At 38.1% G+C, this 24,993-nt stretch carries 21 protein-coding genes; 6 read left to right on the top strand and 15 right to left on the bottom strand.

The features are described from left to right. Window positions 1-6: 6 nt before the first annotated feature. Window positions 7-1,149, bottom strand: coding sequence for a hypothetical protein (locus CNR22_12575; protein ID PBQ32570.1), 1,143 nt, complete (start codon window positions 1,147-1,149; stop codon window positions 7-9). Further along, window positions 1,094-2,932, bottom strand: a complete 1,839-nt coding sequence (locus CNR22_12580; GenBank protein PBQ32571.1) for an excinuclease ABC subunit C — start codon at window positions 2,930-2,932, stop codon at window positions 1,094-1,096. Before CNR22_12580 ends, CNR22_12575 begins: the two co-directional genes overlap by 56 nt. A 206-nt stretch (window positions 2,933-3,138) precedes the next feature. Between CNR22_12580 and CNR22_12585 the strand changes: the two genes are divergently transcribed. From CNR22_12585 to CNR22_12595, 3 genes are all read left to right on the top strand, one after another. Beyond that, entirely contained in the window at window positions 3,139-5,943 is a 2,805-nt protein-coding gene (locus CNR22_12585) for a peptidase M16 (GenBank protein ID PBQ32572.1), read from the top strand. Between the two features lie 7 nt (window positions 5,944-5,950). Next, window positions 5,951-6,640, top strand: coding sequence for a hypothetical protein (locus CNR22_12590; GenBank protein PBQ32573.1), 690 nt, complete (start codon window positions 5,951-5,953; stop codon window positions 6,638-6,640). Between the two features lie 76 nt (window positions 6,641-6,716). Beyond that, a complete protein-coding gene (locus CNR22_12595) occupies window positions 6,717-8,909 on the top strand; it encodes a hypothetical protein (protein PBQ32574.1) in 2,193 nt (730 codons plus the stop codon). Here CNR22_12595 and CNR22_12600 read toward each other — a convergent pair. From CNR22_12600 to hppD, 6 genes are all read right to left on the bottom strand, one after another. Next, window positions 8,906-11,176 (bottom strand): histidine kinase, encoded by a 2,271-nt coding sequence (locus CNR22_12600; protein ID PBQ32575.1) that lies wholly within the window; start codon window positions 11,174-11,176, stop codon window positions 8,906-8,908. The two genes, CNR22_12595 and CNR22_12600, sit on opposite strands and share 4 nt — an antisense overlap. A gap of 7 nt (window positions 11,177-11,183) precedes the next feature. Then, window positions 11,184-11,795 carry a heme oxygenase gene (locus CNR22_12605; protein PBQ32576.1) on the bottom strand — a complete coding sequence of 204 codons (612 nt, stop codon included), beginning with the start codon at window positions 11,793-11,795 and terminating at the stop codon, window positions 11,184-11,186. 1 nt (window position 11,796) lies between these two features. Further along, window positions 11,797-12,231 (bottom strand): response regulator, encoded by a 435-nt coding sequence (locus CNR22_12610; protein PBQ32577.1) that lies wholly within the window; start codon window positions 12,229-12,231, stop codon window positions 11,797-11,799. Window positions 12,232-12,454: 223 nt separating this feature from the next. Then, window positions 12,455-13,504 carry a hypothetical protein gene (locus tag CNR22_12615; GenBank protein PBQ32578.1) on the bottom strand — a complete coding sequence of 350 codons (1,050 nt, stop codon included), beginning with the start codon at window positions 13,502-13,504 and terminating at the stop codon, window positions 12,455-12,457. Between the two features lie 118 nt (window positions 13,505-13,622). Beyond that, complete coding sequence (locus CNR22_12620; protein ID PBQ32579.1) at window positions 13,623-14,663, bottom strand: hypothetical protein; 1,041 nt, start codon at window positions 14,661-14,663, stop codon at window positions 13,623-13,625. Between the two features lie 121 nt (window positions 14,664-14,784). Next, window positions 14,785-15,948, bottom strand: coding sequence for a 4-hydroxyphenylpyruvate dioxygenase (gene hppD / locus CNR22_12625; GenBank protein PBQ32580.1), 1,164 nt, complete (start codon window positions 15,946-15,948; stop codon window positions 14,785-14,787). Window positions 15,949-16,248: 300 nt separating this feature from the next. Between hppD and CNR22_12630 the strand changes: the two genes are divergently transcribed. After that, the gene (locus tag CNR22_12630) at window positions 16,249-16,404 is read left to right on the top strand and encodes a hypothetical protein (GenBank protein ID PBQ32581.1); all 156 of its coding nucleotides are present in this window, start codon (window positions 16,249-16,251) and stop codon (window positions 16,402-16,404) included. Here CNR22_12630 and rimO read toward each other — a convergent pair. Further along, window positions 16,401-17,714, bottom strand: a complete 1,314-nt coding sequence (gene rimO, locus CNR22_12635) for a 30S ribosomal protein S12 methylthiotransferase RimO (GenBank protein ID PBQ32582.1) — start codon at window positions 17,712-17,714, stop codon at window positions 16,401-16,403. The two genes, CNR22_12630 and rimO, sit on opposite strands and share 4 nt — an antisense overlap. On the opposite strand from rimO, the gene CNR22_12640 reads away from it, so the two are divergent. Further along, window positions 17,713-17,895 (top strand): hypothetical protein, encoded by a 183-nt coding sequence (locus CNR22_12640; protein PBQ32583.1) that lies wholly within the window; start codon window positions 17,713-17,715, stop codon window positions 17,893-17,895. The genes rimO and CNR22_12640 overlap by 2 nt on opposite strands. Before the next feature lie 3 nt (window positions 17,896-17,898). On the opposite strand, the gene CNR22_12645 is transcribed toward CNR22_12640, so the two are convergent. Genes CNR22_12645 through CNR22_12655 form a run of 3 tightly spaced genes read right to left on the bottom strand, consistent with a single transcriptional unit; the run spans window position 17,899 to window position 19,958 of the window. Continuing rightward, window positions 17,899-18,285: a hypothetical protein gene (locus CNR22_12645; GenBank protein PBQ32584.1), complete on the bottom strand. Its 387-nt coding sequence runs from the start codon at window positions 18,283-18,285 to the stop codon at window positions 17,899-17,901. Further along, window positions 18,285-19,454, bottom strand: coding sequence for a hypothetical protein (locus CNR22_12650; protein PBQ32585.1), 1,170 nt, complete (start codon window positions 19,452-19,454; stop codon window positions 18,285-18,287). The genes CNR22_12645 and CNR22_12650 overlap by 1 nt, the downstream gene beginning before the upstream one ends. Before the next feature lie 42 nt (window positions 19,455-19,496). Then, on the bottom strand, window positions 19,497-19,958 hold the full coding sequence (locus tag CNR22_12655) for a hypothetical protein (protein ID PBQ32586.1): 462 nt from the start codon (window positions 19,956-19,958) through the stop codon (window positions 19,497-19,499). 193 nt (window positions 19,959-20,151) lie between these two features. On the opposite strand from CNR22_12655, the gene CNR22_12660 reads away from it, so the two are divergent. Then, entirely contained in the window at window positions 20,152-20,823 is a 672-nt protein-coding gene (locus CNR22_12660; GenBank protein ID PBQ32587.1) for a hypothetical protein, read from the top strand. Window positions 20,824-20,873: 50 nt separating this feature from the next. Here CNR22_12660 and priA read toward each other — a convergent pair whose 3' ends face one another. The 3 genes from priA to CNR22_12675 are packed head-to-tail and all read right to left on the bottom strand — an operon-like array spanning window position 20,874 to window position 24,861. Next, a complete protein-coding gene (priA, locus tag CNR22_12665) occupies window positions 20,874-23,402 on the bottom strand; it encodes a primosomal protein N' (GenBank protein PBQ32588.1) in 2,529 nt (842 codons plus the stop codon). Further along, entirely contained in the window at window positions 23,402-24,130 is a 729-nt protein-coding gene (locus tag CNR22_12670; protein ID PBQ32589.1) for a zinc/iron permease, read from the bottom strand. Before CNR22_12670 ends, priA begins: the two co-directional genes overlap by 1 nt. Further along, the gene (locus CNR22_12675; protein PBQ32590.1) at window positions 24,130-24,861 is read right to left on the bottom strand and encodes an SAM-dependent methyltransferase; all 732 of its coding nucleotides are present in this window, start codon (window positions 24,859-24,861) and stop codon (window positions 24,130-24,132) included. Before CNR22_12675 ends, CNR22_12670 begins: the two co-directional genes overlap by 1 nt. Window positions 24,862-24,993: the final 132 nt, after the last annotated feature.

Genomic DNA, 24,993 nt, shown 5'->3' on the forward strand with positions numbered 1-24,993 from the left:
TGAAAATTATTGCGTTTGTTTGTCGAGAAAATCTTTTAGTTCGCTTTTGGTTTGATTGTAAGAGAAAACTTCAGCCACATTCATAAACGTTGATTTTTCAACACAATTAAAATAAAGCAGTTTTGCGGCATCGAGTTTTTCGCGGTCATGAATAAATTTGCTAAGAATTAAAGTTACCTGGCCCGTAGAATAACAAAGATCAGCATAGCCTTTTTTTAAGGCTTCAAACCTTTCAGAGTCTGTATTGTAACTGGCTAAACGTTCAACATAGCGGGTGATAAGCATTTCAGATGCAGCCACGCTGCACTTGTTGTTACCTGATTGTTTCATTTCCCCGGGATTATTGAGAAAATCGTTTAGGGTTTTTATCGAAGACTCGAACCTGAAACTTTTTTCGAGGTTTTTTTTATTTGCCGGATCAGTTATATGAGGATAGGCAATGCGGATCAGTTTCAGTTTTTCAATCTCATAATCGATATAATTTAAAAACGAGCCCAGTTGAGCAACACTCATGCAATTATTTCGGCAAACTGTTTCAACAACGTTAAATTTTTGATCCTGAACCTGAGCTTTCGCTACCAGCAAAGCGGTGTACCCTATGTAACTGTCTGGCATTGCACTAGTGCAGCCGCCCGATTTTGGCACGTTATTAAAGTAAATTGCTTTACCATCTTTAATCTCGCAAAAATGTTCGTAGATGCCTTTTTTAAGAACAGGCATGGTGTCTACAATTGGCTTGGCTGGAACGATCGGATTAGGTAAAGGAATAATATCGTACACACCTGCAAAATTCATTTTAAGCGTTACATCATTAAATTCAACTTTGTAATTAAATTCTTTGTTTTTACACGCAACTCCCTGCTCAAGCAGGTAAAGTGTGGACGATATTTTTTTCTTGTTTTCAAATTCGAGCTCAATAACCAAAGTATCTTTGGTAATTTTCTCCATGTAGAGATTGGCTTGCGGCACCGTATTCCATGTTTTTCCAGCGCTTGTTACTTTAAAGGTCTTACCGTTAATGGAAGTTAGATTTACGTTATTTTGAGCGCACAAAAAGCCGGCTACTAATAAAAAAGTAAATAGAAAATAAGGTTTACGCATGAGATATACTGTCCTGTGAGTTTTCTGCAGGCTTATGAAAAAAATCATAAACCAATTTTGCTTTTGAGTTACCTATAACTTTTTCTAACTCTTCAAGCGTAGCTTCTTTTATGAATTTTACGCTTTTCAATTCTACTAAAAGTCGTTCAGCTGTTTTATCGCTGATCCCTCTGATCTCATTGAGCTCAGTTTTAAAAGTTTCGCGGCTTCGTTTATTCCTGTGATGCGTGATTCCGAAACGGTGAGCTTCGTCTCTGATTTGTTGAATGATGCGTAAAGTTTCGCTGCGTTTATCGAGGTACAAAGGAAGAGGATCACCTGGAAAATATATTTCTTCCAGGCGTTTGGCAATACCTATTACCGCTACTTTTCCCATGAGATTTAATTTTCTTAAACTATGAATCGCAGCGCCAAGCTGGCCTTTACCACCGTCGATAACTATTAACTGGGGCATGGGCAAATTTTCTTCCAGCACACGTGAGTATCTTCTGAAAATGACTTCTTCCATAGTAGCGAAATCGTCGGGACCCACAACCGTTTTTACATTAAAATGGCGGTATTCTTTTTTGGCTGGTTTGCCGTCAATAAAAACAGGCATTGCGCTTACTGCGTGTTCACCACCGATATTACTATTGTCAAATCCTTCAATACGACGCGGCTGTTCTCTCATGCGTAAATCTTTCATCATCTGGTTCATGATGCGATCGGTATGCCTGTCGGGATCTGTTAATGCCAGTTGATTTTCACGCTCTTGTTTATACATTAAGGCGTTTTTGTAGCAAAGGTCTAACAATTGTTTTTTATCCCCGATTTTTGGAATAACATATTCGCAGCCCGGAAGTTCGATAGCCGGTGCAAATGGCACAAGTATTTCTTTGCTGTTGCTGTTAAATCGGGTTCTGAATTCAACCATCGCAAACAAAAGCATGTCCTCATCGCTTTCTTCAATTTTCTTCTTTAATTCGAGTGTCTGCGCATGAATGATGGCACCACTGATGATTTTAAAATAATGTACATAAGCGTTTTTTTCATCACTTATAATATTGATTACGTCGGTATTTGTTATCGAAGGATGTACAATGGTAGATTTACTTTGGTAAGCGCTTAAAATATCAATCTTGTTTTTTAAGATGTCTGCTTTTTCAAATTCGTATTTTTCCGCAGCGCTGTTCATTTTTTCTTTCAGATCGCGCAATGCAAAACCAATGTCGCCCTTAATAATCTGGCGAATCTCCGTAATATTTTGGTCGTACTCGGCAACATCTTGTTTGTTCACGCAGGGTGCTTTGCATCGGCCGATGTGAAATTCCAAACAAGCACGAAATTTCCCTTTGTCTATATTCTCCTGCGTAAGCTGGTAGCTGCATGTGCGCAAGGGATAAGTCTGACGAATGAGATCGAGTAAAGTGTGCATAAGTTTAACGGAAGCATACGGTCCGAAATATTCACTGCCGTCTTTAATTTGTTTACGTGTATAAAACAAACGTGGAAAACGCTCATTCTTAAGGATAATCCAGGGATAAGTTTTATCGTCACGTAAATTAATGTTGTAACGCGGTTTTAAACTTTTAATGAGATTGTTTTCCAGTAACAACGCATCCAGCTCATTATTAACTTTAACTGTTTTGATCTCATGAATTTTACTTACCATCACACGAAGCCTGCTGCTATCGTGGTCTTTAGTGAAATAAGAAGTAACCCTTTTTTTAAGGTTTTTTGCCTTACCAACATAGAGAAGCACATTTTCGTGGTCGTAGTATTGATAAACTCCCGGCGAATCGGGTAAGGTTTTTATCACGTTGCGAATATGCTCTGAAAAGTCCTCTGACATGGTGCAAAGTTAGGGTTAATAAAGGGAAAAATATACAAATAAATGTTGACCATTTTTAACTCAGCGCTCCTCAGATGCCCTCGCAAGGCATCTTTTAAAAGACTAGTTTCCACGCATGTGTTCCATTTTCCGTCGAACCTCTTACATTTTACATTTTCAGGAATATCTTCGTATCTTTCTCAAACACAACCCCAAAAAATAGACACATGAAAAATTTAGGTTTAATGTTTGCCTGCTTTTTAATGAGCAGCAGCTTGCTATCACAAGTTTCTTTAAAACCAACGGATGCTCTGCCACTTGATCCAACGGTACGAACAGGTGTATTGGCCAATGGCATGAAGTATTACATTAAATACAACGCGCGACCCGAAAAACGTGCAGAGTTACGCCTGGCAGTAAACGCCGGGAGTACAATGGAAAATGATGATCAGCAGGGTTTGGCACATTTTGTAGAGCACATGGCTTTTAACGGTTCTAAAAATTTCAAAAAAAATGATCTTGTAAATTACCTTGAAGGAATTGGTACCAAATTTGGACCGGATCTCAATGCTTATACGAGTTTCGATGAAACAGTTTATATGTTGCAAATTCCTACCGACAACCAGGAAATTTATAAAAAAGGATTTTTAATTCTGGAAGACTGGGCACACAACTTAAGTTTTGATAGTGTTGAAGTTGAAAAAGAAAGAGGTGTGGTCATGGAAGAATGGCGCCTTGGTCAGGGGGCGTTTGAACGCATGAGCAGAAAATACTGGCCGGTGATGTTCAAAGATTCGCGTTACGCAGAGCGGTTCCCGATTGGTAAACCAGAGATTCTCAAGAATTGTAAACAAAGCTTATTGAGAGATTTTTACCAGCAATGGTACCGTCCGGATTTACAGGCTATTATAGTTGTGGGAGACATAGATTTAGATGCGACAGAGAAATTAGTAAAAGAACAATTCTCTAAAATTCCTGCATCAAAAAATCCTAAACCAATTCAGTCATGGCAAGTGCCTGATCAAAAAGATTTACGTGTAAGTGTAGTAAGCGATAAAGAGTCGCCCTACAATGTTTTACAAATGATGTACTTCGATAAAGCAAAAAAAATACATAGTTACGACGACTACCGTGAACACTTAAAACGAGAGCTGTTCAATGGTATGATATCGGCCCGTTTAAACGAGCTTACAAAGAAACCGAATGCCAGTATTTTGTATGCGGGAGCAGGCTATTATGGCTCTGTAAGAAATAAAGATGCCTATACCTCTTTCGCTTTATTTCCGAATGGCAAAGTGGAAGAAGCGATCTTAACAGTTACACTTGAAAATGAACGGGTTAAACGTTATGGCTTTACATCAACGGAGTTCGAGCGGAGAAAAAAACAAATGCTAACGGAGTTTGAACAAAACTATAATGAGCGCGACAAGACAGAATCAAAAGAATTGGTTTCTGAATTCGTACAATTGTTTTTAGAGACTGAAGCAGCGCCAGGAATAGACAATGAATACCAATATGTAAAAACCTTGCTTCCCACAATAACGCTGGAGGAAGTGAACATACAGGGACAGCAGTGGATTCGCCCTAATGGGGAAAACGCCATGCTCGTGTTGATGATGACTGAAAATGAAAAAAATCCAATCATATCAGATGAGTCTGCTAAGACTGCATTTAGCAAGGCTGAGAAACAAACGTCCATTGGGAAGTATGAAGACAAAGTGATAACAACCCCGTTCATCACATCCAACCCGTCTCCGCAAAGAGTTTTTAAAACGGTAGATAAAGGTCAGGGTATTACAGAATGGACCCTGGGTAACGGTGCGCGTATTTTATTGAAGCCTACAAATTTTAAGGCAGATGAAGTACTATTTTCGGCGCATAGCTGGGGAGGAACAAATTTGTATTCAGATAAAGATTACAGATCGGCCGATGCCAGTAACGCTGTTCAGGAACAAATGGGCTTTGGTAAGTTTGATGCCACGGCACTTGAAAAATATTTGCAGGATAAAACAGCTTCCCTTTACGCAGGCGTGGGACCTTATAATGAGGTTTTAAACGGAAGAAGTAGTAAGAAAGATATTGAAACATTGTTGCAGTTGGTTTATGCTGACTTTACCATGGCAAGAAAAGATTCATCTGCTTTTGTCGCCTGGATCCAGCAACAAAAAGGATTTATTCAAAACGCTTCAGCCGATCCAGGTAAAATCTTCGGCGACTCAGTCAATTATATCATGTCAGGCTACCACCCGCGTGCAAAACCAGAAACAGAGCAAACTGTCAGCGAAGTAGATCTTGACCGTACTTTTCAAATTTATAAGGAGAGATTTTTAGATCCAAGTGATTTTGTATTTACCATGGTTGGAAATTTCAGCTTAGATTCTTTAAAACCTTTAGTAGAAAAATATATCGGTGGAATTTCTGCGCCTATAAAACACGAAGCCCGTAAAGACCTTCAAATGAAAGCTCCAAAAGGAAACTTAACCAAAACTTTCTATAAGGGACACGAGCCACGCACCAGTGTGCGCCTTATGTGGAACGGGGAAAGTCCTTACAGCAGAAAGAACCGTTTTGAAGCTCGTGCTTTAACCAACTTGCTGAACATTACTCTGCGCGAAAACTTGAGAGAAGATAAAGGTGGAGTTTATGGCGTAGGCATCTATGCGCAGTTAGAAGATTTTCCTAAGGGAACGTACAAAATTACTTGTCAGTTTTCATGCGCTCCCGACAATACAGAAAAATTAATTGCCGCAGCAAAAGAGGAAATAGAAAATGCAAAGAAAAACGGTTGCAACGAGATCAATCTTGGAAAAATTAAGGAAACACTTTTAAAAGAACGGGAAGTGCAACTCAAAGAAAACAATTTTTGGTTAGGCTATATTTCAAGTGCGGATATCTACAATGAGCAGCTCAGTGATATAGATCAATATAATAACTGGGTGAATGCACTGAAAAGCGATGATTTTAAAAGACTTGCGAATCTTTATTTCAATGAGAGTAGCTTTAAACGTTTTGTTTTAAATCCTGAAAAATAAATTTCTGATGAAAAAAACCGCATGGATCCTGTTAATCCTTTTTGTCAACGCCAGTGTGGATGCACAAAATGGAACAGACATACTTAAATCTGCTCACAAGAAGTATTACCAGGGTCCTTGTAAAATTTATACTTTCTCCCAAAAGAATACGCACTATAAAAACGATAGCATTTCCGGGCATTCAGAATGGCATGAAGCCATTGAATTTCCCGATAAATTTAGAATCGATTTTGGGGATCGTAAAAGCGGAAACTTTGTGATTTTTAAAAACGACAGCGTATTTAATTACAAGAAAGGAAATTTGATTAGTACAAGAGCAGACTCCAGCACCCTTCTATTGTTGCTTGGCGGAATGTTTTACAGAAAGCCTGACGATGTTTTCGCTCGAATTCGTGCGGCCAATTACAATACAAAAGTCCTTTCTGTGCAAAAATGGAACGGCCAGGACACCTATGTTATTGGTGCTAAAGAAAAGGACTTAAGGTCTAACCAGGTTTGGATCGATAAAAAAACTTTACGGGTGATGCGCATTATCGAAAAGATGAACGAGGAAGATACGATGGATATGCGTTTCGAAGCCCATCAGGATTGGTGCAAAGGCTATGTGGAGACCAAAGTATCTTTCCGCCGCAACGGCGTCTTAGAACAAGTAGAAGAGTATTTTGATATTAAGGTTGCAGATAAATTTCCTGAGTAACCAGTACTGCCGACATTTTGCATAATTAAACATTTAAATTCCTGATAATAGCAATTGGCATAGTACCTTTGCCCAAATGCGTTTTAAACCCATAAAGCAATTCAATGCCATCCTCACACAGGAATACTTTGAACCTACTATCAGCTGGGCTTTCAGAGTGGTACTTGCTTTAAACGTGCCTTTGATTGTACTCTCTCTGTGGAAAGGTTTTTCGTTCGAAGTAACATGGGCAGCCTTTGGTGGCTATATGATTTCACTCACAGACTACAGAGGGCTGCATTATAAAAAAATTGTGATCCAAAGTCTTGAAACTGTTTTAATTTTTATAAGTGCCATGCTGGGCATGTACGTGGCAGATTCTATGGTGCTATCGCTGCTCTGTATGTTTTTTGTTGGCATGTTTGCGGCTTTGGTTCGCAATTGGAGCGATTATGGTTCGAGCATAGGAGTAGCAGTTGGTTTTTTCTTTTTATTCGGACTCTCCTTTCCTGCACCGTTCCAGGAGTCATTACTTTCGGGCTTGTATCTTCTGGCAGGAGCAGGCTGGGCGATCATCATTACTTTGTTTTCTTTCCCCTTTCGTCCTTTAAATCCGGTAAAGCGTTCAGTTGCTAAGATCTGGAAGGCCAATACAGAATTGCTGGATGTCATCATTGAAGAACTGTCTTCGAAAGAAAATTTAGCGGGAGAAATTACCAAGAAGGAAATGGCTGTTAGATCTTCCATCAACGAGTCGATGGATCTTTTCGCAAGACGTGAGAAAGAAGCAAAAGTTAAGGCACAGCATTACGATATTATGATTGATCTGCGCCGGAGTTCTGCTTTATACAGTGCCGCGCTCATTTCACTTTATGAAGAACTAAGCAGCATTCATAAATCTACGTTCCAAAACATTAAAGACAGTACTTTGTATAAAACGCTTTCGGCTTTTGCGCAGGCGAGCGCGCGGCTTTCAATTCTAATATATACTTCTCGTCCCGAAGATCTTACGCTTGCTAAAGTGCGCATTAAAAGGTGCGAAATTGCTATTGAACTTTTTAAGGAAGCCATTAAAGATTTAAATACAAATCCTGCTGAACAAAGAGCTCTTAAGCACTTTACCGACACACTCGACAAAGCGTACAACGATATGCAGGTTACTATTGCATTGATTGAAACGAAATTAAATTTAAAGAAAAGTGACTACTTCGAAAGTTATAAATTGAGTTACACCAATTTTATGGCAGGGGTAGATAAATGGATCTTTCTTGATTTTTTAAAGAGCCTTGTCAATTTTAATTCCGATCAGTTTAAATACGCTTTGAGGGTTTCAATCGGACTTTGTATTGCCGTTTTCATTTTTAAATTCTTTCACATCGATCATGGATATTGGATTGCGCTGACGATGATTATAGTGATTCAGCCGTATTACGGAGCCACACGGAAAAAAGGTACCGAAAGAATTATTGGGACACTGGCTGGCGTGATTTTAGGGGGACTTATCATGCTTCTTCCTCTACCACATGAAGCTTTCGTTATTTTGCTGGTTTTTGTTTCTTTTTTTGTTGCTTATTTTTTACGTAACAATTATAAAGTAGGTGTGTTTTTTGTAACAATCATGATGGTAGTGCTGATGCAAATTTCTCAGCGCGGATCTTTGGAACTTATTGGGTGGAGAATTATCTCTACTTTGGTGGGCGCTGTTATGGCGGTGATTGCTGGATATGCTTTCTGGCCTGTGTGGGAGAAGAAACGTTTCCCGCCATTAATGAAAGACGCTTTGCTTCAAACAAAAAATTATTTACGCCAGGTAATCCGTTATTATCAAAAAGACTTGGCTGCGAATGAGAATTGGTTTCTTAACCGGCGTCTCGCTGAAGCTGCCAACAATCTTGTTTTTTCGAGTGTGGAAAGAATGTATGAAGAGCCAAAGCACATACAAGATAAAGTAGATATTTATTTTGCAATGGTAGGTGTAAATGTGCGTATGACCAGGGAGATCACATCAGTGGCACTTTCCATTCACGAAACTAAAAATCTTATTACTGTAAAATCTTTGTCAGAATTTTACGGGGAAACAGAAAAAATAATAGATCAAATCATTACTTATTTTTCCGGGGAAGAAATTCAAGTGCAACATCTCGATTTTGCGGCATTGAAAAAAAGTCTCGATTCGCATGAATTTCAATCTACCGAGCAGCTTCAATTTATAAAAATGGAATTTGAAAAAATTATTTTTGAGTTAGAAGCCATCGCAAAACTACTGCCCGTTAGAAAAGCGATTTCTTAAACCACAGGAAAGTAAAGGTTAAAAACAGAACCCACGTTCACTTCGCCTTCAGCAGTAATGTGACCACTGTGATTTTCCATTATTTTTTTACAGATCGCGAGACCAATGCCGGTACCCGTGTATTTTTTCGCACTATGAAGGCGTTTAAACACGTTAAAAATTGTTTGCGAATGATCGTTGTTAAATCCAATTCCATTGTCGCTGAAACTTACTTTATAATAGGTTCTACCCATCTCAAGACCTTGTATGTCTGATTCTACCTGTTCCTGGGTGGAAGTAATTTTTATATGCGGCCGAATGTCTGCTTTTGAAAACTTTAAAGAATTACGTATTAAATTCAGAAAAAGCTGGTGCAGTTGAAAGGAGATACCATTCACTTCGGGTAAGTCAGAAAACTCTACTTCCGCTGTTATTTCTTGTAATTCTTCTTTCAATTCATCCTGAACATTTTTTAGTAAACCATTAAGATCTACTTTAGAGAAAGCATCACTGGTGTCTCTTAGCTGCGAATAAGACATCAGATCATTTAAGAGTGTTTGCATGCGGCTGGCAGCATCATTCATTTTTTGCACAGACCCCATGGCAAATTCAGAAAGATTATGATTGTCGTCTTCAAGTATTTTGGAAGCGAAAACCTGAATTTTTCTAAGAGGCTCTTTTAAATCATGGTTACTGATCCAGTTAATATTTTCAAGTTCAGAGTTTGCTTTCTGAAGCTTTTCACTGAGCTCACGGTATTTGGTTTCTTCCCTGGTAAGATAAAGAACATAAGTTTGTTTTTGAAGGGCATGCGCAAATTTGGAAGCAGCAACTAATTCAGGTTCTTCCCACTCCTCACTTTGATGTTTTGTTCTTTCCTTCCACAATTCAAAAGATTTACGGGGCGATAATCCTTTTTCATTTTTAATAATAGCCTTGTTTGGATCACCCGCCCAGTTTACGGTTTTCTGAACCTCTTGCCTGAACCAAATAATACTATCATTTATAGGATTACCAAGGGCGTGAAATAAAACTCCTGAGGCGCATTCACGTATTTTTTCAGCACGCGGATATTCTTCAATTAATTTAGACGTAATATAAACTCCCGTTTCATGCTTAGCGGCGATCCATTTTACAAGGCTACTTATCTCTTTTTCCGCAGGAATCTGTCCAAAAGAGCGGAGCATTCCTTCACTAATCAAAACCGCTCCCGAAGAATTTGTAATCTTAAGCAGGTCCTCATTCATCACGTGATGAAAATTACCAGAAGATACCTCCGGTATATTTCGCATAAGGTTCTCAAGACTATTTGCAATAGATTGAGAAAGGTCAAATTCTTCAGCGACTTCACGCACGTTTATTTGCGAAGTCAGAAAGTGACCTTGCAGTTGCGCCGCAAGGCGGGTATAATGCGGTAAATTTTTTGGCGAATAATGATGACAGGCAATCAAACCCCACAATTTTTTATTGTGCATAAGCGAAATGGTCAGGGTAGCTCCAACACCAATGTTATGAAGGTATTCTATATGGATAGGAGAAACGCTTCGCAACACGGAATTACTCAGGTCAAGATTTTTATCTTTAACGTCATCAATCGTAAAAATCGGAACCGGCGTGTAATTTACATCCACAATAATACGCATGAGATTACGCATGTAAAGTTCTCGTGCCTGCACAGGAATATCGGTATGCGGATAATGTAATCCAAAAAAAGACTCTAGGTCGTCGCGTTTACTTTCTGCAAATACTTCGCCGTTATATTCTTTATCGAAACGATAAACCATTACACGGTCGTAGCCTGTAATACTTCTTGTTTCCTCGGCAATAATTTTACAAAGATCCTGCAAGGTTACCGATCTTTCGAGATGTGATACAAAACGTTTTGTCTGACTGTAAAGATCAGGCAGGGTTAAACTTCCATCTGGAAATGGTTCGAGATCAAGAATAAAATTTTCGCCACTTTTATGAATCAAAGTGTTGTAGGGAATGCCATTCCAATTAAAAACATGGGGTTTAGAGGCGTCAGACAGAGGATCTGCAACATAATCTTTAAGTTTTTTTCCTTCATCGTCTCCGAAAACTTCTTCAAAAGATTTTCCTAAAAGATCAGTGTGTTTTATTCCCGTGAAATCGAAGCTGTTTGCGGTACAAAAATCTATTTGGTAATTACTTTGTTTTACCGCTAATAAAAAACCATGTGGCTGTATGCTCCCTGGAATATGTATTGGCTCACTTTCGCAGTTTTGAAGGTTAACGAGATCGCGGTTAACAATATCTTTTATCTTCATATAAATGTTAAGCGTTTAAAAGATCAAATAAGAGTTTAAATGTGTCGTCTGCCCCCTGAATTATTTCTTTTTGGTTCGAGGTCTTAAGCGCATAGTTGCAAAATTGCTCCATAAAAGCAGACCATAATTTACCGGTTTCTGCACCGTAACCATTAAAGTACGAAGCTCCTGATTCAGCCGTTAAACCTAAAGTGGAGCTGATGTTTTTATAGATAAATTTCCCACCTAAAGTAGATCCTTCTAACACATAAAATGCACCCATTAAATAAGAAGTAGAACGGGTCGCAACAAATCTGTTGAAGAGAGATTGTTTTTCCGGAACTTTTACGCCCAGAAATTTCAAATCTTTTTCGAGTAAGTTTGTTTTAATGCGTTGATCAAGGTCTGAAAAATGCGGGTTGAGGATAGGAAAAATTTTTTTTTCAAAAGAAACCATTGCCAGGTACATTTTTTCAAGGTAGAGAGCATAGTCGCCAACAAGCAAGGTTTCACTCACAATAACTTTTGAAAGAGACGTCTCTTCTAATTTTTTATGAGCGGGTGATGTAACGGAGCGCAGATCCTTCAGAAAAGTATCCTTTTCGGTTGCCAGCGGCGTTTGCGTTGCATGAGGTTGCATATCAGGAAGCTTTTAGAAAGAAATTTTCTTTGGCAGGCCTTTCATAAGTTTTCCAATCTATGCGAAGACAAGTTGCAAGTAGTTTTTTTAGATCCGAATATTTTCTGGGCTTATTTACATATAAACTAGCTCCATAGTGGTATGTGAGATCAATGTCTTCTTTGCTGGAAGATGTAGACAAAATAATTACTGGGAATCTTTTTAATTCATCGTGCGACTTTATTTCTTTGAGTGTTTCCCGGCCATCTTTGCCAGGCATATTCAAATCTAAAAAAATAACATTTGGGGTAGGTGGAGGGTTATTCAGAGAGTCGATGAGTTCCTGCCCGTCTTCCACTGCTTTTAAATTATAATTATTATCACCTACCTCTTTCAGCGCTTGTTCAAAGATCATGATATCGTCTGCATCATCATCGGTATAAAAAATAGTACTCATTTTGTTGGATTTTACTACAGCAAGTTAAGACTATTTTGTTAAATAAGACGCGTATGATTTGGACGATTAGAATTAATTAACTCCGAATGGCCCGACAGTAAAGGACCTTGAAATTTAAAAGAATAGAGTGGGGAAATAAATGGACATGTTTAAATTGAAGTGGGCTCTTTCAAAAATGATGCCACGCCGTTTAATCTTGTTTTTAATTGGTGAGCAGTAAGATCTATTCAATTCTAAGATGAAAATTTTTCGTGTAGTTTTCAGAAGTCACCACGCACTGGTATAAACCAGTAGTTAACAGGCGGTTAGTATTGATTTTAACGAGACTTGATTCTTTATCCGAATTTTGCTGTTCTGAATGTACAACTTTTCCAAAACGGTCTATGATAGAAATGTCAACCCTTCTGGGACTTCCCAAATCGATGGTAAACTCACCATTATTAGGATTCGGAAATAATTTAGAAACATCTTCTTGTTTTTTATTCATGGAAACAACAATCACTTTACTGTAAGAAACGGTATTGTCATAATCAACTTGTTTTAAACGGTAGTAGTTATCTCCTTCCTGTGGAAAAAGATCATCGGTTTGATAAGTAAGTTTAGTGGAACTATTTCCGCCAATAGCTTTTGAATCTATTTTTCCAAGGCTTGTAAACAATGAACCATCTGTACTTCTTTCAATCTCAAAAAAACTATTATTCTTTTCACTTGCAGTAGCCCAATTAAATACAACCTGATTGTCTTGAAGTTGCCCCTCGAAGGTCAAAAGTTTTATTGAAAGTGGACTTGCCGTTATAGAGATGTTATCGATGATCATTCCTGAATTAATAGTTAAACCACTGCCAGGTGAAAAACTTATAGTGTGAAGAGTGCTTGTGGCTACGAATACAAATCCGCTTGAAACCCAACCAAAGGATGTATTTGTGCGGGTCACAGTACTTGAAAATGTGCCACCACTTACAACAACATCAACATTTGTAACACTCGGACTTCCGGCTACTGCCGTGGTGCGGCGGCTCGCATCGAAGGTTACGTAATAAGCGTCACCTATGGTTAAAGAAGACATTGACTGGCAAAGTCCTGCTGAAGCATCAACTTCTGAAACCGTGTTAAAAAGGTTAGATCCTCCATAAAATACTTCAGTCCCAGTTTCGGCGCTGCAGTTCCAATAAAGAGTGCCCCAGAAAAAAGTTCCATTGTTAATCATTTGTGCCTTTGTAATGGTTGTCAGAAAAGCTGATAGAATTACGAGGAAGAATAATTTTGTTTTCATGTTACTTAAACTACGAGGTAAAAGTAAAATGAAGTCAATGGATTTATTTTACATAACCCAGTCCTTTCTTACATATGTAAGGGGTTTATACTGATTACAGGTGTAAAACACGCAGGTTTTAGCGGATGATTAAGGGGAAGTTATGGGCTGTAGAGTGTGTGGACACTAGGCAATGGTAATATCCAGGTGCTAATTTGTCCTGAAGATCTATTTTAACATTTTCTGCCTCTGAGGAGATGAATTGCGTTTCAGAATGCACTAGCTCCTGTAGGGTAGTGTAGATGGATATACTGATTTTTCCGCTGATTTTAGCTGCGATGCTAAACGCGCCTGCATTTGGATTGGGGTAAAGAGCCTTCTCTTTTGTCAAAGGTGCGCCAATGCTTATAATTTTACCGTTGGAAAAAGCCCCGTCAAAATCTACCTGCTTTAAACGGTAATAACTAACACCGGTAAGCGGATTAAGATCTGTACTTGTGTAATGAAGCTTGGTAGCGCTGTTGCCATTACTGGCTTTTGTAGGAATTTGCTGCACATCAGAAAAGTCGCTACCGTTGGGGCTTTTTTCAATTATAAAATGAGAGTTGTTTTTTTCGGAGGCGGTAGACCAGGTAAAATCAACTTGTCCTTCTGAATAATAAGCATCAAAATGCAACAGTTCAATAGGTAAAGGACTGAAAGTAACAACAAAATTGTCCATGATCATACCGCATGTACTTCCTCCAAAACCAGAGCCGGCCGAAAAAGTAAGGGTGTGTGTAGCAGAGTTAGCTGTGAACAAAAAATAGTCACTGGTAAATCCAAAAGTGGTATTAGTGCGCGTAATAGTTGTTGAAAGAGCGCCACCACTAACATTTACGTCAATATTTGTAACCGAAGGACTGGGACAGCCTCCTGTTCTGCGGGAAGAACTAAAAGAAACAAGATAGGCGTTTCCTATAGTGAGGCCCGTTATAGTCTGACATAGTCCCGCCCCAGCATCCACTTCCACCACAGCATTAGAAGAGGAGCCACCATAGGTCGATTCTGTATTTACCTCTACACCGCATGCCCAGCCACTTGTGCCGGATGAAAAATCGCCGTTTGAAAGCACTTGCGAAAAACAGGTGTTTGAAAACAGACAACTTAGAACTGATAATAAAAGAAATTTTAGGTACATGGACGTTTGGGTGAGCTGTAAAGATAGACATTTCCAGGAGGAATATCCGGAGAGAGTCAGGAAATAGAGCATAAAAAAAGGCAAACCTGAAGTTTGCCTTTTAATGTATTGAAAATGTAAGTTACAAAGTCCCTCTGAGAGCCTGTTCTCTTTCGATGGATTCGAATAAAGCTTTAAAGTTTCCTGCTCCAAACCCTTTAGCACCCATGCGTTGAATGATCTCGTAAAATAAAGTAGGACGATCCTCCACTGGTTTAGTGAAAATCTGAAGCAAATAGCCTTCTTCATCAGCATCTACCAGGATAGACAATTTTTGAAGTTCTTTAATATCTTCCTTCATAATATCCATATGTACACCTAAACGTCTTGGAATATCATCGTAGTATGCTTGCGGTGGCGGTGGTAAAAATTCAACACCACGCGCTTTTAATTCATGCACAGTTTTAATAATGTCGTCGGTAGCAAGCGCTAAATGCTGCACTCCCGGACCTTCATAAAAATCGATGTATTCTTCGATTTGTGATTTTTTCTTTCCTTCGGCAGGTTCGTTGATTGGAAATTTAATACGTCCGTTACCATTGCTCATTACTTTGCTCATAAGGGCAGAGTATTCGGTTGTAATTTGTTTGTCGTCGAAGCTAAGGAAGTTTACAAACCCCATTACTTTTTCATACCATTCAACTGTAGCATTCATTTGATTCCAGCCCACATTGCCAACCATGTGATCAATAAATTTTAATCCTACCGGCGTTGGGTTGTAATCACTTTTCCACTCTTTGTATCCTGGTAAAAATGCTCCCTTATAATTTTTACGTTCCACGAACATGTGTACGGTTTCGCCGTAAGTATAAATGCCAGAACGTACAACTTCGCCATGTTCATCTGTTTCTACAGTAGGCTCCATAAATGGTCTTGCACCACGCTTTACGGTTTCTTCAAACGATTTGCGTGCATCTTCAACCCATAACGCTGTTACTTTAACGCCATCACCGTGTTTTTTTACATGTTCTCCGATAGGAGATTCACTGTTTAACGCGGTAGTAAATACCAAACGAATTTTATCTTGTTTTAACACGTAAGAAGCTCGGTCTTTTAAACCCGTTTCCAATCCAGCATAAGCGTGTGATTGATATCCAAAAGCAGTTTTGTAATAGTGAGCTGCTTGTTTAGCATTTCCCACATAAAACTCTACGTAATCTGTTCCTAAAAGCGGAAGAAAATCCTGAGCGCCTTCAAATATTTTTTCTAAACCGTATTCTACGTTTTTTATTTCTCTAGTTGCCATTTTTTAATTTTTTAGAATGAATAAATTTTATCTGATCTGCTGAAAACAGGATCAGAATTTTGTAAATAAGAAACATCTTATTTACTCCACATGGCCATAGATTGCGCCCTTAATATTTTTCTTCTCGACATCAATGAATGTCAAAAATAACGATTTTAACAGAGAGTATCAATGCAATTGAAGGCAATTGGGCAAATAATGCGTTAAAAAATCTAGTGTCAAAAACCAGCATACTTATTTTGATATCTTCAACCCCAAACGAGATGAGATTTTTCTAAAGATTATGCCAAAACATACCAAATAGTTAATCTTCCGGGGCAGGAAGTTCTTAAAGGAACTATTACTGGAAGAGAAACTCAAATTAATTTGGAGAATTTTCCCTATGGAATTTATATTCTAAAAGTATCTAATGAGAACTCAGAACGCTTCTTACGAATTATAAAAGAAACGCGTTAAACCAGCTTCCCGTACAAATCGAAATCGCTTGCTTCGTAAATTTTTACGGTTGCGAAATCGCCAACGCGTAAGTAAGTATCGTTGTCAGCTTTTACCAGTACTTCGTTGTCAACATCAGGACTATCAAACTCTGTACGACCTATAAAAAAGTCACCTTCTTTACGATCTACTAAAATTTTATAAGTCTGGTTTATTTTTTCCTGGTTAAGTTTATAAGAGATTTCTTGCTGAACAGCCATTACAGCATCTGCGCGTTTGCGTTTCACTTTTTCAGAAACATCGTCTTTTAATAGATGCGCATGTGTATTTTCTTCGTGCGAGTAAGTGAAAATTCCAAGGCGTTCAAATTTTGTTTCTTCTACCCAGCGCAGCATTTCTTCGTGATCTTTTTCTGTTTCCCCCGGATAGCCCGCAATAAGAGTAGTTCTGATTGCAATGCCCGGAACTTTATCGCGGATTTTATTTACAACGTCGATTGTTTTTTGCTTGGTAATACCACGACGCATGCTTGTAAGCATGTTGTCACTGATGTGTTGCAAAGGCATATCGAGGTACTTGTTTACGTTGCTTTTTGCATTCATTACATCTAAAACCTCCATTGGAAAACCACTCGGAAAAGCATAGTGCAAACGGATCCAATCAATACCTTCTACTTCACTCACTTTATCAATCAATTGAGCGAGCTCGCGTTTTTTGTAAATATCTAATCCGTAATAAGTAAGATCCTGTGCGATAAATAAAAGTTCTTTGGTGCCTTTGCTGGCGAGATTTTTTGCTCTTAATACCAGTTCTTCAACAGGAACGCTAATGTGTTTTCCACGCATCAAGGGAATAGCACAAAAACTACAGGGTCTGTCGCAACCTTCACTTATTTTAAAATAAGCATAGTGCTGAGGTGTAGTTAACAAACGTTCTCCAACCAGTTCATGTTTGTAGTCAGCCTTAAGTGTTTTTAAAATCTTCGGTAATTCCCTCGTTCCAAAGTAAGCGTCTACTTCAGGGATTTCAATTTCCAGATCTTTTTTATAGCGTTCGCTCAAACAACCGGTCACATACACTTTTTCAACCGCCCCTTGCTTTTTTGCTTCTACATAACGTAAAATAGTATCAATACTTTCTTGTTTTGCATTGTCAACAAAGCCACAGGTGTTAATGATCACGATTTGGTGATCGTCACTTGTGCCTTCGTGTTCTACGTCAAACTTGTTGGCTTTGAGTTGACCCATTAGTACTTCACTGTCTACAAGATTTTTACTGCAGCCCAGTGTTACTACATTTACTTTGTTCTTTTTAAGCGTTTTGGTTTTCATGAAGGGGGCAAAGATACTGAATTTTTGTGTTATTAAAGCCGGAATAGATGAGATAAGGGGCACCCGCACCCGGCGTTGCTTTCGGGGTAGCCTTGTTGGTAAGAAAATAGTGTTAAAAACAGCATTTATGCTCGTAAACAGCGGAAGAGGCACGAGTGTAATTATTGGAGCTACTGTTTGATTTCTAGGGCAGATAGTTTAAATACAGACCATTCTCTGTAAATAAACTATCATATGAAATTTTTAATGTGTCTTTACCCAAAATAGAAAGTAAGTAGGGATATTTTTCTTTTAAAGGAAACAGGGTTTCATTATTTAAGAGGATATACCGTGCCAGTGGCAAGTCGTGTTTAAAATATGCCGATGCGGATTCATTAAGGATAATATTTCCCCTATCGCGCAAAGCGATGCATAATTTATCTTTTTTTATTTTTCTTGACAAATGATTATGCAGCTGAATTACACAAGCTTTGCAGGAAATATCGCCCGTTATAATAACATATTGTTTGTTTCTGTTTGTTGTAACCAGCGACAGTATCATTGTAACTAATATAAGTTTGATCGCTGTCATTACCTGATTTTAAAGTAAAGAACTCTTAAGCTTAGAGCCTTGCTGTTATGCTGGCTCATATCAGCAAATTTCTGCAATGTTTGTGGAAACACGATTGACGAGCCACTCCAGAAAGTGTAAATGAGCTTCCCGTTTTCACAGCTGTATTTGCTTCCTGGGAAAAAATAAGGCCAGAGTTCTTCTTGGTTTATTGGTTCATCAAGTTTAAAATCAGATAGATCTTTTATCTGCGAAAGATGCCAGCCATCTTCTTTTTTTGTCCAGAGGTGATCAAAGAAGATCTGTCCCTTTTTTCCTGGAGCGCGGATGGAATTCCTTGTTAATCTTACAAATAAAGTGTTTTCGTCGATGTAATCAACCATCCATATGCGATCGAGTGTATCGAGATAAGAGCGCATACTGTCGAGATACTCAACTACATGTATACCCATATTCTCTGGATTAAAACGTTTGGAAAAAACCGCTGGATCAATCCCTCTGAACGATCCTTCCTTTAAATTAATGCTATCTTTTTGCTCATTGGAGTAAGAGTAAATCCGTAGTCGGTAACGGAAAGGATCGCAAATAACATAACCCTCATTTATGAAATCTATAAATTTATTCGGAGCAAGATGAGTTACGGCAATACCATCAAACGGAAGGGTAAAACACGTTTCTTCATTTGTTTCTATATTGAAAGTAGAATACCCCGACGCCAGCTCTTCGTCAATTTTTAAGTGGTCATATATGCTGTAAAAATATAAAGTCTTTTCTCTCATGAAAATATTTTTGCCGTACTTCTCCTTTAAAACAAGATGTCTTTCAAAAATAAATTTCCCGTCCGTATAAGAGAACAGGAAAACATTGAATCGGTTGCGAACAACAAGTTTACTACCTGAGAAATAATAGCCGCATTTATACGCGCTATTTAAATACCCTCTTTGGGTTTTATTTAAGAGTTTAAAAAGGTCGTATTCTACAGGCCCAGTTTTTTTTTGTGTAAACATTTTCACTTGCAACTGGTTAAACATAAATACCGTATCTCCACTAACAAAAGGATCGGTTGAAGATGAAAAGTATTCAGAAAAACCAATACCTGCGTAGGCAGCGATTTTTTCACAAATCAGATTTTGGCCGCGTACGGAAAAGCCATAAACTAGAATTGAAAGTGTAAATAATTGTCTAAGCATAATGAAAAAACCGGCCTCTCTATTTTGAGGCCGGAGTCGACGTTAGTTCGCAGTAATAGTGACGTTAAAATTGGTAGACCCAGGATTGGATTTACCCGTAGTACAGGTAAGAGTAATATAAATGGCGATAGTGCTATTGTCCGATAAAGTGGCCTGATAGTGTCTGATAGTCGAACCGTAAGGCTGACCATTCGGGATGTTGTTAGCCTCAACATCAATCATTAAGTCACTTAGTTTTGTGTCCTCAATGTTTTCAATTTCTAATTCACGGGCTGTTTTTCCTGCCGTAGCACGCAGCCTACAGGAAACAAATCCCGGATTTTCGCAAGTCAAATTCCATGCCTCGGCGCCATTAGGATAGTAACCAAGAAAATCCTGTCTGATATCGGAATAAAAACCGAATAGCCCGTTACTTCGGGAGACATTAACGATCCGTGGAACGTGGGCACAAGATGCGTACGCTAGCCCGATAATACAAAATAATAACAAAGCTGTTTTTTTCATAAGTGTTTGTTTTAATTATACATATTTCTTTAAATTTATATGTAGACAAATTTTGCGCAATAAGCTCTACAGGCACAAAATTAATTTATAAGGAACAAATGTCAACTACCTGATAGGGTAATTTTATATAATTCATTTGAAATGATGCAACAAAATTTTATATTTATGTATTATAAAATGATACACTTTTTATATGTCCAGTAGCCCATCATCTGCAATAAAAATTATGCTCGCTGATGACCATGAAAAATTCAGGAGGAGTATGATAGAGGAACTCAGCCAACAAAGCGATCGTTTTAATTTTATTGGAGAAGCTTCACATGGCCTTGAACTATTAAGTCTCATGGAAAAAAATATTCCCGATGTAGTTCTTCTCGACCTGGAAATGCCTGTGCTCGATGGTTATAAAACAATGGGCCTTATAAAAGAAAGATTTCCTACAGTAAGAACAATCATTTTAAGTTCGCACTATAATGAATTTTATATAGCCAGGCTTATCATTTCAGGAGCTTCAGGCTATTTATCGAAACTGGCATCTATCGAAGATATTCTTAAAACGCTAAGGAGAGTATATGAAGACGGATTTTATATTAGCGAAAAAATTTCGAGGATAATTTTTATGACCTTGCTGGACTCGAAAAAGCTCGCATACAGTGCGTCAGAAAAAATTTTAAAAGACCGCGAGGTAGAAGTCCTGAGAGAAATTTGCAATGGAAAAACCTACAAGGAGGCCGCAGGAAAATTGAATTTAAGTACTGATACAATTAAATTTTATATAAAAAATATTTATAAAAAAACGCAAACCAATTCAATTGCGGCGCTTGTAAAGTATGCAGTAAAGACAGGTATAACCAATGTTTATTAACATTCATGGCCTTATTTTATTAAACTTTGCCCCGTGCCAAAACAAAATACCTAAACCGGATCTACATCAATAGAAACCCTATACCGCCAGTTCTTGTAGTTATTCTGAAGATCATTCAATGCGTTATAAATAGTTTGGCGAATAGAAATCGCAGCTTGTTGCCGCGATGTTTTTATAAGAATGTGTTTGTGGTACTGGTTTTTAATTTTCGAAATCAAAGGAAACTCCGGACCTAAAAGCTGATCTCCAAAAGCCGGACGTAACAAGGCGAATAGCTCGTTAGATAAATGATTGACTTCATTCACATCTTTTGAAATCAGGGTCACTTCAAATAATCGGGTATAGGGCGGATAATTGAATTGTTTTCTTTCCGCTAAGGTCTCCTCAAAAAAAGAATGAATTCTGTTTTCTGTAATGTACTTAATAACATGATGTTCAACTTGAGTAGTTTGGATAAACACTTTTCCTTTTTCGTTGTTTCTTCCCGCACGTCCTTTTACTTGCGTTAAAAGTTGAAAAGCTTTTTCGAAAGAACGAAAATCGGGAAAATTTAAAATAGAGTCGGCATTTAAAACACCAACCACAGAAACGTTATTAAAGTCTAAGCCTTTAGTCACCATCTGAGTTCCAATCAGAATATCAATGTTGCCACCTTCAAAATCGTCAATCAATTGTTTGTAAGCGTATTTACTCCGGGTACTATCCAGATCCATACGTGCAATCTTCGCGCTCGGGAAAAGGATTTCGATATCTTCCTCAATCTTCTCCGTGCCCATACCTTTGTAGTGTAACTGATTGCTTCCGCAGGCGGAACAGGTTTTTGGAGGCGTAACGGAATAACCACAATAATGACAGGTTAGTTTCTGACTGTGTTTATGATAGATAAGCGAAACATCACATTGCACGCAGTGCGGTACGTGTCCGCATTGTTTACATTCAGTATAAGGAGCAAAGCCTCTTCGGTTTTGAAATAAAATGATTTGTTGTTTTTTTGCAAGAGCTGCCTCAATAGCCTCAAACAAAGGAGGTGTCAGGCTCGCCTTCATTTGATTAGTGGTTGTGTAATGGTTTACATCACACACTTCAATGTTGGTTCCACCACCCGAAACGAATTGATTATCCAATTTTACCAATTCATATTTACCCTGCTGGGCATTAAAAAAACTTTCCACAGAAGGCGTAGCGCTTCCTAACAGTACGTGCGCTTTGTGAAGCGTAGCCAGGTATAAGGCTGCATCTCTTGCCTGGTAACGGGGAGCGGGGTCGTATTGTTTAAAAGAATTATCGTGTTCTTCATCTACAATGATCAGCCCTAAATTTGAATAAGGCAGAAACAGAGAAGATCTTGCTCCTAAAATTATTTTGTATTCTTTAGAGATCTTTTGCACCCCATCTGGTAAATTGGATCCGGGATTTTTATTTTGTTTTCCCGATAAAACCGTATTCCAGATTTCTACACGCTCGTTTTCGCTGAAGCGGGAGTGGTATACACCAACAATTTCTCCAAACACGGCACGCAAGCGGGTGATAAGCTGTGTAGTTAAAGCTATTTCAGGAATTAGAAAAAGTACGGTTTGATTTTTTTCTAAAGCGTCTTTAACCAATTGAATATAAATTTCTGTCTTACCGCTTCCTGTTACGCCGTGCAACAATACGGTTTTATTTTTTTCAAAAGCAGCTTGTGTTTCTTCGTAAGCTTTATGTTGAGCCGCACTTAAACGCTTGTCAGTGTTGTTTCCTTTTTCAAATAAAAGTCGTCCAACTTCAAATTCCTGTTCCAGTAATATGTTTTTTTTGACCAAAGCGGCAATCGCACTGGTTTCTGCTTTTTTGCTTAAATCTGATTTTTTGACCCAGCCATTTAAACTGTTACCGCCACTTTTTTGTAGCATCAGAAAGCCCATCAATGCTTCGGCTTGTTTAAACGCTTTTTTTTCGAGGCCGTTTAAAGTTTCATGAAGTTTAGATTCAGCTTTGTATTCTTCACTGAGTCTTAAAAAAGACTGAAGCTTTGGTTTGTATTTATCCTTAACATCTTCATAAACAACAACCGCATTTTTTTTAAGCAGGTTATTTATAATAGGTTGTACAGATTTTATTTCGAGTATTTCTGAAAGATTCTCGAAACTTAAATTTGGAGTGGCATGCAGAGCATCAATAACTTTATGTTCGCGTTCTGTGAAAAAACGGTGCTCGGTTTCTTCGAAGTTAAATTCAGGATTTAATTGTATATGAGAAGTGCTGCTTAGTTTTAATCCTGATGGCAATGCGGCATTCATCACATCACCTGGGTTGGCACAATAATAAAAGGCAATCCAGTCCCAAAAAGTCAGCTGTAACTCCGTCACTACAGGTTCATCGTCAAGAATCCCTTCTACATATTTTGCCGAGTAGTCTTTAGGAGCAGTCTCATGAATTTTATAAATGATGCCTGTGTAGATTTTTGTTTTGCCAAACTGAACAAGAACACGCTTGCCTGTTTTTAGCTGCTCATTTAATTCAACGGGAACGCGGTAAGTGTATTTGTTTGGCACACTTAGTGGAACGATAACGTCTACAAAATATGTAGGACCTTGCATTAACTAATGAAATATGCTAAAATAATTCCACAGGCCATCACTATCACTTTTTTAATATTGTAACGGTGTTGATCGCTTGTTTCAAATAAAATGGCTGTCGAAATATGAAGGAAGATCCCGATAACTAAAGCAAATGCAGCCTGACTATACAGCTCATAATTTTGAAGTCCGAAGGATTGTAAAACGTAACTGCTTATAAAACCAATAGGTGTCATAATAGAAAATAAGCCTAATAGCAGCCAGTTTTTTCCGGTGCCCTGGTGTTCTTTTAAAAGAGATACAAAAGCTATAGTGATAGGCAAATTATGAATGGCAAGTCCAAGAACAAGTTGGTAGTTGACGTAAGAATTTTCCGGAGAGTTAGGATCATAAATAGGCAATCCTTCTAAAAAGGAGTGAAGTAAAAGTCCGATAATAATACCGTAGGGTAAATGTTTGGTGCAAGTGTGACTGTGAAGGTGAACATGGCCATGCTCTATACCGGTGCTGAAGGTATCAATCAACAATTGAAGTACAAATCCTAAAACAATAAATAAGCCGACAAATTTAGGATTTGAATTTTCAAAAGCTTCGGGCAGCATATGCATGATAGCGATCGCAAAAAGATAGGCTGCGCTAAAGGCAAGAATTAAGCGCAAACGTTTTTGATCAATTGAAATATTAAAAGCCACAATTCCTGTGATCAGAATCGGAGCTACTAAAAATACAATGGCTAATAATGGATTCATTATTTTTTAAAAATTAAAATAAGACGTTCTGAGTTTTTCTCGTCAAAGGGCTCCAATTGGTAGTTGCCAAAACAATTCTTTAGAGTCAATCCTGCCTGTTTTGCAAAGTCTTCAAAGTCGCTCTTGTGAAGCAGAGACACATACTCTTCAAAGTAATATTTTTTTCCTTTGTCACTAAATTCTATGCGTTTGATAATGATGTTATGAATGACTTTCTTTTTTATTTCAAAAGTAATATCTCCTCTTTGTTCGGTATATACCGTTTTAAAGGAACTCATAATTTTATTCGAATTAAAAAAGTCAATAACGAAAACACCTTCTTTTTTCAAAGCAAGTTCTACGTTTTTAAATACAGAGTAGTTATCGTTGAAATCTTTAAAGTAACCTATGCTGGTAAACAGATTAAAAACCGCATTAAAATAATTCACTTTAAACGGCTGACGCATATCATGAACAAAAAACTCGAGACGTGAATTTATGCATTGTGAAGCTTCGGTAATACTGTTTACAGAAAGATCTGTACCGATTACATGGAAGCCTTTGTTATTGAGTGCAATGGAGTGCCTGCCTTTTCCACAAGCCAGGTCCCAGATAGCAGAGTCTGAATCTAATTTCAAATGACCGCAAAGATTGTCAATGAAAAAATTGGCTTCCTTATAATTGCGGTTGTTATAAAGTAAATGGTAGTAAGGAGAATTAAACCAATCAACATACCATTCTGCATTTTCCATGCGCGAATTTACTAAAACTCAGAGAATAGTGCCACAGATTGCACTGATTTCACAGATTTTATATCCAGTATAAGTTTAATTAAGCTTGATAAGTTCGCAAGGGGTTACCGTTCAAAGAATACGGCTCGCAGG

It is taken from the genome of Sphingobacteriaceae bacterium, assembly GCA_002319075.1.
GTDB lineage: Bacteria > Bacteroidota > Bacteroidia > B-17B0 > Aurantibacillaceae > Aurantibacillus.